Annotated in this window: 15 protein-coding genes and 1 tRNA gene; 8 read left to right on the forward strand and 8 right to left on the reverse strand. The window is 65.5% G+C overall.

What is annotated here, in order from left to right; all coding sequences use genetic code 11:
- Positions 1-114 precede the first annotated feature (114 nt).
- The gene (locus tag ACZY0Q_RS06145; RefSeq protein WP_463915288.1) at positions 115-1155 is read left to right on the forward strand and encodes a pirin family protein; all 1041 of its coding nucleotides are present in this window, start codon (positions 115-117) and stop codon (positions 1153-1155) included.
- On the opposite strand, the gene ACZY0Q_RS06150 is transcribed toward ACZY0Q_RS06145, so the two are convergent.
- Entirely contained in the window at positions 1141-2073 is a 933-nt protein-coding gene (locus ACZY0Q_RS06150; RefSeq protein WP_463916264.1) for an N-acetylglucosamine kinase, read from the reverse strand. The genes ACZY0Q_RS06145 and ACZY0Q_RS06150 overlap by 15 nt on opposite strands.
- 130 nt (positions 2074-2203) lie before the next feature.
- On the reverse strand, positions 2204-3190 hold the full coding sequence (locus ACZY0Q_RS06155) for a LysR substrate-binding domain-containing protein (protein WP_463915289.1): 987 nt from the start codon (positions 3188-3190) through the stop codon (positions 2204-2206).
- Between the two features lie 92 nt (positions 3191-3282).
- Here ACZY0Q_RS06155 and ACZY0Q_RS06160 point away from each other — a divergent pair, with 92 nt between their 5' ends.
- The gene (locus ACZY0Q_RS06160; protein ID WP_463915290.1) at positions 3283-4569 is read left to right on the forward strand and encodes an MFS transporter; all 1287 of its coding nucleotides are present in this window, start codon (positions 3283-3285) and stop codon (positions 4567-4569) included.
- A gap of 120 nt (positions 4570-4689) precedes the next feature.
- Positions 4690-5193 carry an Lrp/AsnC family transcriptional regulator gene (locus ACZY0Q_RS06165; RefSeq protein ID WP_111908434.1) on the forward strand — a complete coding sequence of 168 codons (504 nt, stop codon included), beginning with the start codon at positions 4690-4692 and terminating at the stop codon, positions 5191-5193.
- On the opposite strand, the gene ACZY0Q_RS06170 is transcribed toward ACZY0Q_RS06165, so the two are convergent.
- Positions 5190-6431 carry an MFS transporter gene (locus ACZY0Q_RS06170; protein ID WP_463915291.1) on the reverse strand — a complete coding sequence of 414 codons (1242 nt, stop codon included), beginning with the start codon at positions 6429-6431 and terminating at the stop codon, positions 5190-5192. The genes ACZY0Q_RS06165 and ACZY0Q_RS06170 overlap by 4 nt on opposite strands.
- Positions 6432-6599: 168 nt before the next feature.
- Between ACZY0Q_RS06170 and ACZY0Q_RS06175 the strand changes: the two genes are divergently transcribed.
- The 3 genes from ACZY0Q_RS06175 to corA are packed head-to-tail and all read left to right on the forward strand — an operon-like array spanning position 6600 to position 8568.
- Positions 6600-7136, forward strand: a complete 537-nt coding sequence (locus tag ACZY0Q_RS06175; protein WP_463915292.1) for an Lrp/AsnC family transcriptional regulator — start codon at positions 6600-6602, stop codon at positions 7134-7136.
- Between the two features lie 9 nt (positions 7137-7145).
- Positions 7146-7571 (forward strand): DUF1761 domain-containing protein, encoded by a 426-nt coding sequence (locus tag ACZY0Q_RS06180; RefSeq protein ID WP_463915293.1) that lies wholly within the window; start codon positions 7146-7148, stop codon positions 7569-7571.
- A gap of 1 nt (position 7572) precedes the next feature.
- Positions 7573-8568, forward strand: coding sequence for a magnesium/cobalt transporter CorA (corA, locus tag ACZY0Q_RS06185; RefSeq protein ID WP_463915294.1), 996 nt, complete (start codon positions 7573-7575; stop codon positions 8566-8568).
- Between the two features lie 36 nt (positions 8569-8604).
- Here corA and ACZY0Q_RS06190 read toward each other — a convergent pair whose 3' ends face one another.
- From ACZY0Q_RS06190 to galU, 5 genes are all read right to left on the reverse strand, one after another.
- Positions 8605-10200, reverse strand: a complete 1596-nt coding sequence (locus ACZY0Q_RS06190; RefSeq protein WP_463915295.1) for an ABC-F family ATP-binding cassette domain-containing protein — start codon at positions 10198-10200, stop codon at positions 8605-8607.
- 72 nt (positions 10201-10272) lie between these two features.
- A tRNA-Ala gene (locus ACZY0Q_RS06195) sits at positions 10273-10345 on the reverse strand.
- A 138-nt stretch (positions 10346-10483) separates the two neighbouring features.
- Positions 10484-11386 carry a hypothetical protein gene (locus tag ACZY0Q_RS06200; RefSeq protein WP_463916265.1) on the reverse strand — a complete coding sequence of 301 codons (903 nt, stop codon included), beginning with the start codon at positions 11384-11386 and terminating at the stop codon, positions 10484-10486.
- 145 nt (positions 11387-11531) lie between these two features.
- Positions 11532-12149: a GNAT family N-acetyltransferase gene (locus ACZY0Q_RS06205; RefSeq protein WP_463915296.1), complete on the reverse strand. Its 618-nt coding sequence runs from the start codon at positions 12147-12149 to the stop codon at positions 11532-11534.
- Between the two features lie 5 nt (positions 12150-12154).
- Positions 12155-13060 (reverse strand): UTP--glucose-1-phosphate uridylyltransferase GalU, encoded by a 906-nt coding sequence (gene galU, locus ACZY0Q_RS06210; protein ID WP_463915297.1) that lies wholly within the window; start codon positions 13058-13060, stop codon positions 12155-12157.
- A 107-nt stretch (positions 13061-13167) separates the two neighbouring features.
- Here galU and ACZY0Q_RS06215 point away from each other — a divergent pair, with 107 nt between their 5' ends.
- Together ACZY0Q_RS06215 and ACZY0Q_RS06220 are read left to right on the forward strand one after the other, a co-directional pair.
- Positions 13168-13788, forward strand: coding sequence for a 5-formyltetrahydrofolate cyclo-ligase (locus tag ACZY0Q_RS06215; protein ID WP_463915298.1), 621 nt, complete (start codon positions 13168-13170; stop codon positions 13786-13788).
- Between the two features lie 118 nt (positions 13789-13906).
- Positions 13907-14164: an FmdB family zinc ribbon protein gene (locus ACZY0Q_RS06220; protein WP_463915299.1), complete on the forward strand. Its 258-nt coding sequence runs from the start codon at positions 13907-13909 to the stop codon at positions 14162-14164.
- Positions 14165-14255 lie beyond the last annotated feature (91 nt).

Raw genomic sequence — 14255 nt, forward strand, 5'->3', positions numbered from 1 at the left:
GCAAGAGAATCCCTACTGTAATCATTCGTTGTACAACCGGGCGCGGATGGGTCCCACCGAACACCGTGTGCTGTGCTGCTTACGCCTGACTCAAGCCCGGCCTAGAGTTGAACGGTGACCAACTTGGAAGTGGCTCCCCAGCAGGAACTTTGTCCGCCCGCAGGCCCCGAAGGGACGTCCGGCCCCTGCCTCCAGCTCTGGCCCGAACGGGAGGTTCCGCTCGGCGGCGTGCGGGCCATGACCGTCCGGCGCACCCTGCCGCAGCGGGGTTTGCCCACCATCGGCGCCTGGTGTTTCCTGGACAGTTTCGGCCCGGACCGCACCGCCATGTCCGTCCTCCCGCACCCGCACACCGGGCTTCAGACGGTCACCTGGCCGCTTGCAGGGAACGTCCGGCACCGGGACAGTGTGGGCAGCGATGTTGTGGTCCGGCCCGGTGAGCTGAACATCATGACCGCCGGGCACGGGGTATCCCACTCGGAGTTCGCGGTTCTTCCTGATTCCGATGCAGGTCCCGACGCCGCCGCGCCCCTGCCCGTCCAGCGCGGCCTGCAACTCTGGGTAGCGTTGCCGGACGCTGAACGCCACCGCGAACCCGCGTTTGAGCAGCACCGGGAACTGCCCTCCGTGAAGGGGCCGGGTTTCACTGCGACGGTGATGATTGGCGAATTCGCCGGGGCGGTGTCACCCGCAACGATGTACTCCCCCATCGTCGGAGCAGACATCTCCTGCGAGGGCCCGGCCGTCCTGCCGTTGAACGTGCACTTTGAGCATGCCGTGCTGGTGCTCGACGGCGGGCTGACGCTGGACGGGCAGGAGGTCCTGCCCGGGCCGCTGGGCTACCTGGGTGCGGGACGCCCCTCACTGGAGTTCCAAGCCCTGCCCGGCACACGTTTCCTCCTGATCGGCGGGGAACCGTTCCAGGAGGAACTCCTGATGTGGTGGAACTTCGTGGGCCGCACGCACGACGAAGTGGAGCAGGCCCGTGAGGACTGGGAAGCGCAGGCGGGCCTCGCCGACGAAGCCGCACGGGGAGCCCGCTACGGGCTGGTTGACGGGCACGGGCCCGACGCAGACACCGAAGCCGGCCGCATCCCGGCTCCCATCATGCCAGCAGTCAGGCTGACACCGCGGAAGCGGTCAGTGGGACCCTGACCCTTCCGACACCAACTTCAGGACGCCAAACACGGGGTCCTGCTCCAGGACACGGACATCGTCTACGCCGGCGTCGGCAAGGTGGCTCCGGAAAGCGTTCTGAAGCGGGACCACATTCATGCCCAGTCCGCTGCCGAGAATGACGGGTCCGTCGATGCCAAGCTTCCGCAATGCCTGGGCAGCCAGCCCGGCAAGGTCCTTGCCGGCCTGGTCCAGGAGTTCCTGGCTGGCCGCGTGACCGGCCGCCGCGGCGTCCACCACCAGGCGTGCCTGCTGGGCCCAGAACCGGCGGCCGGTATCTGGGGAATGGAAAAGCGCAATCAGCCTGTTGGGGTGGTCCACTCCACATGCGAAGAGCAGGGCTTCGGTCAACTGATCCGCCTGGAGTCCCTGGTTCATCCGGCGCAGGCTGTGCCGGACTGCCTCGCGGCCGAGCCAGTAGCCGCTGCCTTCATCACCGAGAAGGTAGCCCCAGCCGCCGGCCCGGGCCTCGTCGCCGGCGGCGTTCCGTCCCCAGGCTGCGGAGCCGGTTCCGGCAATGACGGCCACACCGGTGCTGGCACCGCCCGCGGCCAGCAGCAGCCGTGAATCGTGGACCACGGTGATCCTTGCTCCCGGAACATGGGGTTCGATCAGCGCGGCCAGGGCGGCGGCGTCGTCGTCGGTGTCAATGCCCCCGGCGCCCGCATACACCTGGGCCACCTGCCCCCCGCCGATCCGCGAGAAGAGATCCGCGAGGTTCAGTGCCGCCTGTTCGCGGCTGACGTTCTGGACGTTGGAGCTGCCGGCGGACTCGTCGGCCACGGCCAGTCCGTCCTCAAACCGGACACCGCGGGTCTTTGTACCGCCAATGTCCAGACCGATAATGACCCCCGCGAGGGGGCCCGGGGCGGCTATGGCGCCGCCCTGCGGGTGCATGCGGGGAGTTGCGGTCCGGGGGTGTTCGCTGTCAGTCACCTTCCAAGCCTACTGAAACGCCGCCGACGAATCGCTGCCGGGCCGCAGCCCGCCGTCGTGTCTCACCAAGCCCTTGCGGCAACACCCGCGCCTATCCGCTCCCTGAACGGGCGGCAACCAGGCCGGCCAGCAACTGGGGACCCTCCTGTAGGACCATCTCACGGAAGAAGCGGACAGGATCGGGCTCAGCATCGGGACCGGGTTTCCGCCGCCGCCAGCCCAGCCCGATCTCGCGGTACGCAAGCCCGGATTCCATGCCGATCTCGACCCAGCCCAGGTTGCCCGTTTCCGGGCTGACATGGCGCCCCGGAGCGTTGCCCCCGGGCGGCAGGATGCTGACGCCAAGGCCCGCGGCGACCAGGCCCCGGGCTGTGTGGGTGTCCTGGCTTTCGAACGCGATCCGCGGCCGGAATCCTGCTTCGCGGAACAGCGCATCGGTCAGTGACCGCATGCCGTACCCCGGCTCCAGCGCCACGAAGGGGTCCCGGCGGATGTCCTGCACGCTGACGCTCCCCCGGCCTGCCAGGGGATGGCCGTGGTGAACCACCAGGCGGAGGGGTTCACGGTAGAGCGATGCCGAGGCGATGATGCTGCTTGCGGACGGAACCGGGGCTGTCAGCGACAGATCCGCCTGGCCCGAGGCGAGCTCGGCGAGGCAGGTGTCCCGCGCCCCCTGGCGGAGGATGAAGCCAGCCTCCGGGTGGCGGCTGCGGAAGGCGCTGATGAGCAGGGGCAGGGTGGCCTCGCCGAACGTGTGCTGAAAGGACAGTGACACCTTCCCCCGCACCACGTCCGACTCGTGCCGGACCAGGTCCAGCCCCGCCTGGAATTCGGTCAGGGCCGATTCGATGTACGGCAGCAGCGTCCGGGCGGCCGCAGTGAGGCGGATGCCCCGTCCGTCACGGATCAGCAGTTCGGTTCCGACGACGGCGCTGGCCCGGGACAGGGCCCGGCTCACCGTGGACTGGGGTACCCCAAGGAGCTCAGCTGTTTCCGTGACGTGCTGGGTCCGGCCCAGTTCAGCCAGGATGGGAAGCAGCGGCAGGAGCTTCACCAGCTGTTTGTGGTCTGCGTGCATTCGCCCCACCTTTTCAAACGTTCCGTTTTGGACATGAATTGTACGTAAAAGATGCATTGGAAGCATATATTGCGGAAGTCTACCCTTGAGCTATGCCACAAAATGCCGCAGCCCAGGGAAGCGTCGCCCCACCGCAGGATGGCTGGGCGGGACACCCCAAAGGCTCCGCCTCTTACAACAAGATCCTGGCCGGCCTGGCCTTCGCGGGCGTGGCCACATTCGCCCAGCTCTACTCCACCCAGGCGGTATTGCCGCTCCTGGCTGCAGACCTGAAGGTGACCGCGGCAGAGGCGGCGTTGACCATATCGCTGGCCACTGTGGGCCTGGCCATCACCGTTATCCCCTGGTCCTTCCTCGCGGACAGGATCGGCCGGGTCAAGGCGATGGCCTGGGGCATCTCCGCCGCCACCGTCCTGGGCCTGCTGGTACCCCTCGCCCCCACCTTCGGCGCGCTGCTTGCCTTGCGGCTACTCGAAGGCATGGCGTTGGGCGGGATCCCGGCCATCGCCATCGCCTACCTGAACGAGGAAGTGAACAGGGCCCATGCGGCCATGGCGGCAGGAAGCTATGTTGCCGGCACAACGCTGGGCGGACTGGCCGGCCGACTCCTGGCTGGGCCGGCAGGTGAGCTGTGGGGCTGGCGCACAGCCGCTCTTTCCGTTTCCCTGCTGGCAACAGTGGCCGCGGTACTCTTTCTGGTTCTGGTACCGCAGGCCAAGGGATTCACCGCCGCCAAAGCCTCCGGTTTGCGCGGAGCCATGGCGACGCTCGGCGGGCATGTGCGCAATCCCCGGCTGCTGGCGCTCTATATTCAGGCCTTCCTGATGATGGGCGGGTTTGTAGCCGTCTACAACTACCTTGGCTTCCGTCTGTCCGCTGAGCCGTTCACGCTGCCGGCAACCCTCATCAGCCTGATCTTCCTGGCCTACCTTTCGGGAACGTTTTCGTCCCGCTGGGCCGGCGGGCTGACGGCCAGGTTTGGCCGCAAGAATGTGCTGCTTGCGGGCATCGTCCTGATGATGGTTGGGCTGGCACTGACGCTGACGCCGGTGCTCGCTCTGATCCTTGCCGGCCTGGTGGTCTTCACCGGCGGCTTCTTCGCGGCCCACAGCATTGGCGCAGGCTGGACCGGAAGCATCGCCACCACCGGCCGCGCCCAGGCATCGTCGCTCTACAACCTGGCCTATTACCTGGGCTCGAGCGTCATCGGCTGGGCGGGTGGCCTGGTGTTCCAGTCACTGGGCTGGACTGCGCTTGCAGCGGCAATCATTGCCCTCGCCTGCGTCACGGCGGTGACAGTCGCCGTCGTACATCCCCGCGGGAACGAGGAGTCAGCACTGCCCGGCACACACGACCGGATGAAGGCCGCGCGGCCGTAGAACTATCGGCCACCAAATGACGGGTCCGTCTGGCGATTATTCGGACGGGAGGATGCGTTCCGGGGTGATCAGCAGGATTCCGGCGTCTAGGATGAACTGACGGACATTCAAGGAGATTCCATGAGCAGTAACCCAAAAAACATCCGGCCCGCCAGCCACTTTGAGCCGCTGGATGCCATTGATGAACGGCTTCTCGCCGCCTTGGTGGACGATGCACGGATCTCCAACAAGCAGTTGGCAGAACTTGTGGGCATCGCCCCGTCCACCGCGCTCATGCGGACCCGCGCGTTGTCCGAACGTGGCATCGTCCAGGGATTTGAGGCGAAGCTCAGCCTCTCGGCCATCGGCAGGTCCGTCCAGGCACTCGTAGCCGTCCGGTTGCGGGCCCACGACCGGGACCAGATCGACCGCTTCACGGCCCGCGTTCCGCACCTGCCCGCAGTCCTCTCCACGTTCCACACGTCAGGCTCCGTGGACTACCTGCTGCACATCGCCGTCGCCAGCACCGAGGACCTGCGGGACTGGGTCCTCGACAACCTGGCCACCGATCCTGTGGTGGGCCATACCGAGACCACGCTCGTCTTTGAGCACATCCAGGGGAACCACGGTCCGCTGCCGGATTAGGCTCCGCGCTGCAGCGCTTTCCTCAGAGTTACCCCGGAGAGCGCCGCTGCGGCGGCGCTGCACAGCACCACGAAGCCCCCGACGGCCGTGGGCAGCCCGAACACCGCGGTAGCCCAGCCCAGCCCAAGGACGGGCACGGCGCTGCCCAGGTACGTGATGACATAAACCGTGCTGATGACCTGGGCGTGCTGTGACGATTCCACCTTGGCGGCCACATCATTGAAGACCGTGCGGAAGGCGACACCCTGCCCCAGCCCCGCGCAGACGCTGGCTGTGGCCAGCAGCAGCGGACTGCTCCAGGTGGCCGCTGCGGCAAGGAGCAGCACCGAGCCTCCTAGGACCGCCAGCCCGGCGGGCACCACAAAGCGGCCCCGCACCGACAGCACCTGGCTCAGCGCCGAGGCGGCCAGCGTCATCCCGGCAAGGGCGCCGATCAAGGGACGTGAATCCGTGTGAAGGATCGGGGCGAAATAGGCCGGGGCCAGCGACAGGCAGAATCCAAAGACCGAGAAGCTGAGGAATCCGACGGCGGCCGCGAGCCAGAACGCCCCCCGCGCCTCAGTGGATACCGCGGGCCGGCGGGGAGCCAGGACCATGACGGGACGCCGGCCGGCCGGCGGCTTGATGGCCGGCCGGGCCTCAAGCAGGTAAAGCGGCACCAGCATTGCCGCCAGAATTAGCGAGTGAACGTAGTACGGGGCTGTGGTGGGCCCCGGTAGCAGCGACAGCACGCCGCCGATGACCGGTCCGGCCGCTACTCCTCCCGCCGTTGCCAGCAGTGTGAAGCGCGTGGCCCACTCAGGCCGGGTTGGAAGCAGTTCCCGCAGCGCGGCGGCACTGGCACCCGTGGCCAGGGCAACGGCCACACCTTGTAGCGCCCGTCCGACGCAAAGCGCCACAAGGTTTTCAGCCTGCGAGAAGACCCAGCTGCCCGCCAGTCCGGCGAGTACGGCCAGGATGAGCGCCGCCCGCCGGCCGATGTGGTCCGACCAGTGGCCGGCCAGCATGAGCGTTGCCACCAGCGCGAGGACATAGCTTGCAAAGGCCGCCGTGACCCCGGGTGCCGAGAGGCCAAGGCTTGCCTGGAGCAGCGGATACAGGGGCGTGGCCAGGTTCGCTCCGACCAGCAAGGTGAAGATGACGGCACCGGCCATCACCAGCCGTGCGGTGGTGGATGCATCCCAGCCCCGCCGCCGGGCGGTGGCCGGACGCATGCGGAGTTCATTGAAGACTGTCATTGCTGCTGCCTTGGAGTCGACCGGGGCGGTGGGTCCTTGTGGGAAGCCGCTCCGGGTGGAAATTGATACCTAAAGAATGCTTGACTGTTGACTGATTGGTTCCTTGCTAATGAAACAATTGAGCAAAATACGCAATTCCTGGTGTATCCAGTAACCGAAAGTGACAGTTTGCCTACCCTTGATCCCACTGACCTGAAGATCCTGCTGGAACTCATCCGCGATCCGCGCGTCCAGATCGGCGAGTTGGCCGAGATGCTGGGGATTGCGCGCAACACGGCGCAGTCGCGAGTGCGGCGCCTGCTCCGTGCCGGGGTGCTGCACGACGGCGGCCGCGAGATAGACCTCGAGGCGGTAGGGTACGACGTCGTCGCCTTCGTCACGATCGAAGTGACGCACCGGGAACTGGACGGAGTTGTGGGCGCCCTCCGGCTGCTCCCCCAGGTTCTGGAGGTCCATGAGATCTCCGGGCGCGGCGATGTCTGGTGCCGCGTGGTGGCCACCGATACGCACAACCTGCAGTCCGCCCTCCGCCAGATCCTCCGTATCAAGGGCGTGATACGGACCGAGACTGTCCTGGCTCTCCACACCCACATTCCGTACCGGACCGAACCGCTGATCAGCCGCCTCGCACAGGCTGTGCCCGGCAGCCCAACACGGCCCAAGCAATCGTCGGGGCGCGGCGGCGGGTCCACCGAAGACAGTTAGGATTCGAGCATGGATTGGCTTTCGCATATTTCACAGATCAACTGGCTCGCCGTGCTGCTCGCCTTCATCTCGAGCATGCTTATCGGCTTCGTCTGGTACATGCCGGCCGTGCTGGGCAAGCGGTGGATGGCCGCCATCGGAAAGACCGAACAGGACCTCAAGAACATCAGCGGCGGCGCGGGGATCTGGGTTCCCATGATGGTTACGGCCGCCCTGACCGCCGTCCTCCTGGCCGTACTGATCAGCAAGCTGGGCCTGGACAACGCACTGGCGGGCGGCTGGTTCGCCCTGGTGCTCGCGCTGGTGTTCCGCGCCGGCGGCCACGTCATCCATAACGGATTCGCCGGCCGCCCGACAACGGTCACCCTGATCGATTCCGGACACGACCTGCTCGCGATGACGGTGGCCGGCGCGATCATCGGGGCGATGTCCTGACGTGACCATCATCGACAATGCCGTCTACGTGGACGGCGTCCGAAGCGCGGAGCCGGAGAGCCTGGAACAGACGTTCGAGACCCTTGCCCATCACGGGGGCATGGCCTGGATCGGGCTGTACCGGCCCACGGCGGCGGAAATGGCAGCGGTGGCCAGCGAGTTCGGGCTGCACTCCCTGGCGGTGGAGGACGCCATTTCGGCGCACCAGCGGCCCAAGCTTGAACGGTACGAGGACAACCTCTTTACGGTGCTCCGCCCGGCGCGGTACCTCGATGCCACCGAGACCGTGGAGTTCGGTGAGCTGCACATCTTCACCGGCAGGAATTTTGTGGTCACCATCCGCCATGCCGAAATGGCCGGCGTTGCCCGGGTGAGGCGGCGCCTGGAGGGCCGCCCAGACCTGCTCCGGCACGGACCGGAAGCCGTGCTTTATGCGTTGCTGGACCTAGTGGTGGACGACTATGCACCCGTGGTGGCCGGCCTCGAAAACGACATTGATGAAATCGAGGACCAGCTCTTCAGCGGGGACAACACCGTCTCCCGCCGCATCTATGAACTGGCCCGCGAAGTCATCCAGTTCCAGCGCGCCATCCATCCCCTGCCGGACATGATGCAGCAGCTCAAACGGGGCTTTGAAAAGTACGGCGTGGATTCGGAACTGCAGCACAGCCTGCGGGACGTCGAGGACCACGTGGAGCGGGTCATCTCGCGCGCGGATTCATTCCGCGACCTGTTGCAGAACGCCCTCACGCTGGACGGAACGCTGACTGCCAACCGGCAAAACGAGGCCAGCGCCAAACAGAACGAACAGGTCAAGAAGATCTCCTCCTGGGCGGCGATCTTCTTTGCACCTTCCTTTGTGGCCGGTGTGTACGGCATGAACTTTGACCACATGCCCGAACTTCACTGGGCCCTGGGCTACCCGATGGCCATCGGGCTGATGGCCGGTACCGCAGGCCTGATGTACGCCATTTTCAAAAGGAAGGGCTGGCTGTAGGACGTTCGGCGATGCGGCGCCTCAGGCGGGGCGGCCTCAGGCGACCTGCAGGTCCACACTCCCGTGGCCTGAGTCCGCGGCGCTGAAGACCAGTCGCCGGTTGGCGATCTTGTCGGTAAAGAAACGATCGTGGCTGACCACCACCACTGCCCCCGGGAAATGCAGCAGGGCGCGCTCCATGACCTGGGTGCTGGAGAGGTCCAAATGGTTGGTGGGCTCATCCAGCAGAAGAACCGAGGCACCCGAAAGCAGGCACTGGGCCATGGCCACACGGGCGCGCTGGCCGCCTGAGAGGTTGCCGATCTTTTGCTTGAGGTCAGCCTCGGAGAACTGGAACATGGCCAGGAACCTGTTCACCGATTTCTTCGTCGCAGTCAGGGCCAGGCTGTCAGGCATCGCGTTGACCGCATGGCTGACCGTGTCGTCGTCGTCCAGTTCTTCCAGCACCTGGTTGTAGGAGACCATTCCGGCGCCTTTTGCCCAGGCTACGCTGCCGGAATCGGCCGGTTCTTCGCCGGTGAGTGCCCGGAGCAACGTGGTCTTGCCGCTGCCGTTGGACCCGATGACGGCAATGCGGTTACCGCGCCCGATTTCGAAGCTGAGGCCGCTGAACAGCGTTCTTCCGCCGTAGGCCTTGCTCAGGGATTCCACCCGGCACAGGACGTCCTTGACGTACAAACCGCCGTAGATTTCCGTGATGATCTGGTCCACGGGCCGGGGCGCACGGGACTTCTTGATCCTGGCCAGCTGGTTGGCGAGTCCCTTGCCTGCCGCCTTGGCCGCTTCCCGCCGGTCCGAAATGCCTTCGGCTTCGAAGGCGAGCAGCTCGGACTCGTGGACGAACTGGCTCTCCAGGCTCTTGAGCCTGAACTGCTTGGCAACCACGTATTCGGCAAAATTGCCCGGGTATTCGTGGAGGTGGAAGTTCTCGACCTCCACGATACGGGTGACCACGGAGTCCAGGAACTTCCGGTCGTGCGAGACGATGATCGCAGCGCCCTTGAAGGTCCGGAACCAGCCTTCAAGCCATTCGACGCCGGCCACATCAAGGTAGTTGGTGGGTTCATCAAGCAGGAGGACGTCCGGGGCTTCCAGCAGGATTTTTGCCAAAGCTGCCCGGTTCCGCCAGCCGCCGGAGAGCTCGTCAATGGCGCACGTGCGGTGGTGGTCGCTGAAGCCGAGCGTGGTGAGTACTTTGTCGATGCTGCGCTGGTAGTCCCAGCCATCCAGCCGGTCCATCGCCTCAAACAGTTCGGACTGGCGGTGGATCAGTTCATCAAGCCGCGCTGCGTCGGAGGAGTCGGCGGCGATGGCCGCGTCGATGCCGGCCAACTCGGCCTCGATCTCTTTAACGTGGGCGAACAGGCCGTCCAGGACCTCCGCGATGGTGGCTTCACCGTTCAACTCCGAGAACTGCGAGAAGTAGGCAGCCTTGGTTCCGAGCTCGACGGCCACGGTCCCGGAATCGGGGGCCACCTGCCCTTGGATCAGCTTCAGGATGGTGGACTTGCCCGAACCGTTCTTGCCGATCAGGCCAACCCTGTCACCCGCGTCAAGCTTGAAAAAGGCTTCACGGAGAACCTGGGTTTTGTCAAAGCCGACGTTGACGTCGTTCAGCCGGATCAAACTCATTGATGGTGTCCAATCCAGTGCTAGCTAACTGCGGGCCCGGGGAAACACGGTCCTGGCCAGACAGATGATGTGTGGAGCTAAGGAGATTCGAACTCCTGACCTCTTCGATGCGAACGAAGCGCTCTACCAACTGAGCTATAGCCCCGGAACAGTCCCCCGTCCTTTGGAAGGAACGGCGGTACCGGTGACCTTAGGCTACAAATTTTCGTCGCGCATTGCGAATTGACACACCGCACCTGGACTGGCAACCGGCGTGGGCTGCCCTGGCTACCTTAGTGACGTATCAGGCGCGGCGGCGCTGCAGGACGTCGTCGAGGTTGCTCAGGGCGCTCTGCGCCTTGGTGAGGGGCTTCGCGGCAGGCGCGGTGGGTGTGGCTGCGGGTACGCCCTGTTTCAGGGACGGCTTACCGACGGCTTTGGGCGCCTCGGGAAGATCTAGCGGCTGGGGAGCCGGGCGCTCGGCCTTCGCGGCCTCAACGTACACCGGCTTCGGCACGTCCACCGGTTCCCAGGTGGTGTCAGCCGGCTTCAGCGACATGGCGGCACTGGCATCTCCGGCGGCAACGGCAACAGCCAGTGCTGCTTCCCGGAGTTCCATCGCTGTCAGCGGCTTAGGCTTCGGCTTGGGCTGGTGGGCCTCGGCGTCAAAGAGCCGGTTTTCCGGCCGGGCGGCGGGACGGGCCGCGGCATCCGTGGCGACAGATCCCTGACGCCGCACGGGGGCACTCATCGCTGAGCGAAACGCGGCGTCCACCTTCGCTTTGCGGTCGCGAACGGCCAGGGAGCGGAGCAGGGCCACAGCTGCGACGGTGGCGGCCAGGCCGGCAACCGGCAGCAGCGCGTTTCCGATTCCGAACGGCAAAAGAACACCAGAAACAAAAGCGGTCAGCAGCGCCAGGACACCGACGAGGGCAATCGCTGTCCGGCCATAGCGGATCCGGAACGTGCCGCCCGTCGTCGCACCGCCGGACGTTTCCGTTGCGGGCTCGGGGCTCTTCCTGATCTCCATGGCTGTCTCCTGCTGGGCGGTGATGTTCAGTACCGTCCCGGCTCTCGGTTCCGATGATTCAATGGCTGGTAGTTCCACCGGGAAGTCACCCGCGGCCTGGGCCTGGTGCCGGCGGTTCCGCAGAACATAGGGCGCAACCCATACGATCCAGAGCACAACGGCAACCACAAGGATCACTGAGCTGCTTAGGGGGAAGTCCACAATCAAAACCGTATGAGTATTACGGCAGCCGCCCCCGCATTAGCCACGGTGTGTCGCGGGCAAGGTGGCAATTGATTGGATTTATGACCTTGGAGGTACCCACGGAGGGTCAAGGCGGGGCTCAGGACCGGGACGCGAGCCACCGCGCGAGCAACCCTTCCGGGACCTCTTCAGCGGTCAGCGCGAAGGTCCGGTGGTCTGCCCATTCCCCGTTGATGTGCAGGAAGCGTGGACGGTAGCCTTCGTCGCGGAATCCCAGTTTCTCAACCACGCGGAGGCTGGGGCCATTCTCGGGCCGGATGTTGATCTCCATCCGGTGCAGGCCGAGGGCCTGGAAGCAGTGGTCCGTGGCCAGGGCCACGGCTGTGGGCGCGATGCCATGGCCGGCGCGCGCCTGGTCGACCCAGTACCCGAGCGTGGCCATCATGGCCGAACCCCACACAATCGAGGAAACAGTCAACTGGCCAACGATGACCGGGGCGGCCAACCTGGGTGTGCGCTCAGTGATCAGGAACGGCAGGGCCGTTCCCTGTGCGGCCTGGATTTTCAGGGACCGCACCATCTGCCGGTAGTCAGGCAACGCACCGCCAGGCGCCGGGTTGGATGCCTCCCAAGGCGCCAGCCACTCGCTGTTGCGCCCCCGGACCTGGGTCCATTCCTTCTTGTCCCGGTGCCGGATGGGGCGCAGGACCAGATCACCGCATTCGAGGGTTACGGGCCAGATGGGTCCGGGGCGCACGGCAGCTATTTAGTGAGGCCGGCCGCGAAGCCCGGCAGCCACTCCCGCAGGCCGGGGCCGAGGTCGTCGCTGTCAATGGCGAGCTGGACGCACGCCTTGAGGTAGCTGAGCTTGTCACCGGTGTCGTAGCGGCGGCCGCGGAAGACTACTCCGTAAACTCCGTAGCCTTCGCCTTCGCCGGCTGCCAGTTCCTGCAGGGCGTCCGTCAGTTGGATTTCCCCGCCCCTGCCGGGGCCGGTGCGCTCGAGCACGTCAAAAACTGCCGGGTGGAGGACGTAGCGGCCAATGACGGCCAGGTTGGAGGGTGCCTCCTCCACGCTGGGCTTTTCGACGAGCTTGTTGATCCTGACGTAGGCCTCGCCGTCGATCTCTTGCACATCGGCACAACCGTAGGCACTGATCTGGGAGGGTTCCACCTCAATGAGGGCCACCACGGATCCGCCGGTCTTGGACTGGACTTCGATCATGGTGCTCAGAAGTTCGTCCCGGGCATCGATCAGGTCATCGCCCAGCAGGACAGCAAACGGTTCGTTGCCGACGTGCTGCTTCGCACGGAGTACCGCGTGGCCAAGGCCGTTAGGGTCACCCTGGCGAACGTAGTGGATGTCTCCGAGGTTGCTGGCTGCCTGGATGGACTCAAGTTTGGCGAGGTCGCCCTTGGCTTCCAAGGTGTCCTCCAACGAAGGAACCCTGTCGAAGTGGTCTTCCAGGGCACGCTTGTTGCGTCCGGTGATCATCAAGATGTCGTTCAGGCCAACATTGACGGCCTCTTCAACCACGTACTGGATGGCTGGCTTATCCACCACCGGGAGCATTTCCTTGGGCATGGCTTTTGTGGCCGGCAGGAACCTGGTACCGAGTCCGGCAGCGGGAATAACGGCCTTGCGTACTGTCTGCTGAGTGGTAGTCACTGGACTAATCTAACGGAGGGGCCGATCATTCAGTAATTATTGGTTGCTCGTCGGCCGGCGCGCCGCAGACGCTGCGCCAGCCACATTAATCGGCACGAAGGAGCAGCATGTCCGAAGGCAGCAGCGTAGCCAAGGCGGAGATCCGCGCACGCCACCGTGCGTGCCGTGCTGCGACGGATCCCACCCAGCGTGACGCGGTCGGTGCCGCACTGGCCGCCCACGGCGCCGCGTGGGCCGAACAGCTGACCGATGGGACGCCGTCGACCTTTTGCGCCTACCTGGGCGTAGCACCCGAGCCGCCTACCCTGGCCCTGATCAGCGAACTCCACCGGCGCGGCCACGCGGTCCTGCTCCCGGTCTGTGAGCCCGGCCGCCAGCTCAGTTGGACGCACTGGAGCCCCGGTATCGAGTTTGTCCGCAGCCGGTATGCACCGGTGCTGGAACCGGCCGGACCTCGCCTGGGCCTGGGCATCATGGCGTCCGTTGCCGCGCTCTTCATCCCTGCCACGGCCGTGGACAGGGATGGCAACCGCATCGGCCAGGGCGGCGGCTACTACGACGTCCTGCTGGGCTCACTGGCCGGAGACGGCCTTGACATCCCGTTTGCGGCCGTCGTCTTCGATTCAGAAGTGCTCCCGGCCGGAAGCATTCCCGCTGAAGTCTTTGACCGGAGGGTTCCGGCTGCCCTGACGCCGTCAGGTTTGATCCGGCTACCGGACCCCGCCTGACGGGGGGCTACTTTCCGGGGGTGATAGAATTGGCACTCAGGCCCTGCGACTGCTAATGGACGGTTTGCGTTCAGCGCAACACACAGGACCTCTCGTTTGCCCCCGAGGAGGATCACCAGTGCCCACTTATGCTTACGCCTGCAAGGATTGCGGCCACGCCTTCGACGTTTTCCAGTCGTTTACGGACAGCACCCTGACGTCATGCCCGGAGTGCGAGGGCGAGTTGCGCAAGAAGTTCAACAGCGTGGGTGTGGTCTTCAAGGGCTCCGGTTTCTACCGGACTGACTCCCGGGATGCCAAGGGAAGCACCGTTTCGGCTGCCCCTGCCGCCCCCGCTGCCGCACCCGCGCCCGCCACGGCCGCTGCCGCCAACTGACCTCCGGCCTGACAAGACGTACGACGCCGGCGGCTCGGTTGTCCACATAGGCACCTTCGCTTCTGTCGGACTCGGTTGCCGGTACGTAGCG

This window comes from Pseudarthrobacter lactosi (genome assembly GCF_055412785.1).

Excerpts from the sequence above, each read along its gene's own strand:
- ACZY0Q_RS06170 (WP_463915291.1), bottom strand. The coding sequence starts at position 6,431 with ATGACAGTCTTCAATGAACTCCGCATGCGTCCGGCCACCGCCCGGCGG.
- ACZY0Q_RS06180 (WP_463915293.1), top strand. The coding sequence starts at position 7,146 with ATGGATTGGCTTTCGCATATTTCACAGATCAACTGGCTCGCCGTGCTG.
- ACZY0Q_RS06150 (WP_463916264.1), bottom strand. The coding sequence starts at position 2,073 with ATGCACCCGCAGGGCGGCGCCATAGCCGCCCCGGGCCCCCTCGCGGGG.
- ACZY0Q_RS06155 (WP_463915289.1), bottom strand. The coding sequence starts at position 3,190 with ATGCACGCAGACCACAAACAGCTGGTGAAGCTCCTGCCGCTGCTTCCC.
- ACZY0Q_RS06190 (WP_463915295.1), bottom strand. The coding sequence starts at position 10,200 with ATGAGTTTGATCCGGCTGAACGACGTCAACGTCGGCTTTGACAAAACC.
- ACZY0Q_RS06165 (WP_111908434.1), top strand. The coding sequence starts at position 4,690 with ATGAGCAGTAACCCAAAAAACATCCGGCCCGCCAGCCACTTTGAGCCG.
- ACZY0Q_RS06160 (WP_463915290.1), top strand. The coding sequence starts at position 3,283 with ATGCCACAAAATGCCGCAGCCCAGGGAAGCGTCGCCCCACCGCAGGAT.
- ACZY0Q_RS06215 (WP_463915298.1), top strand. The coding sequence starts at position 13,168 with ATGTCCGAAGGCAGCAGCGTAGCCAAGGCGGAGATCCGCGCACGCCAC.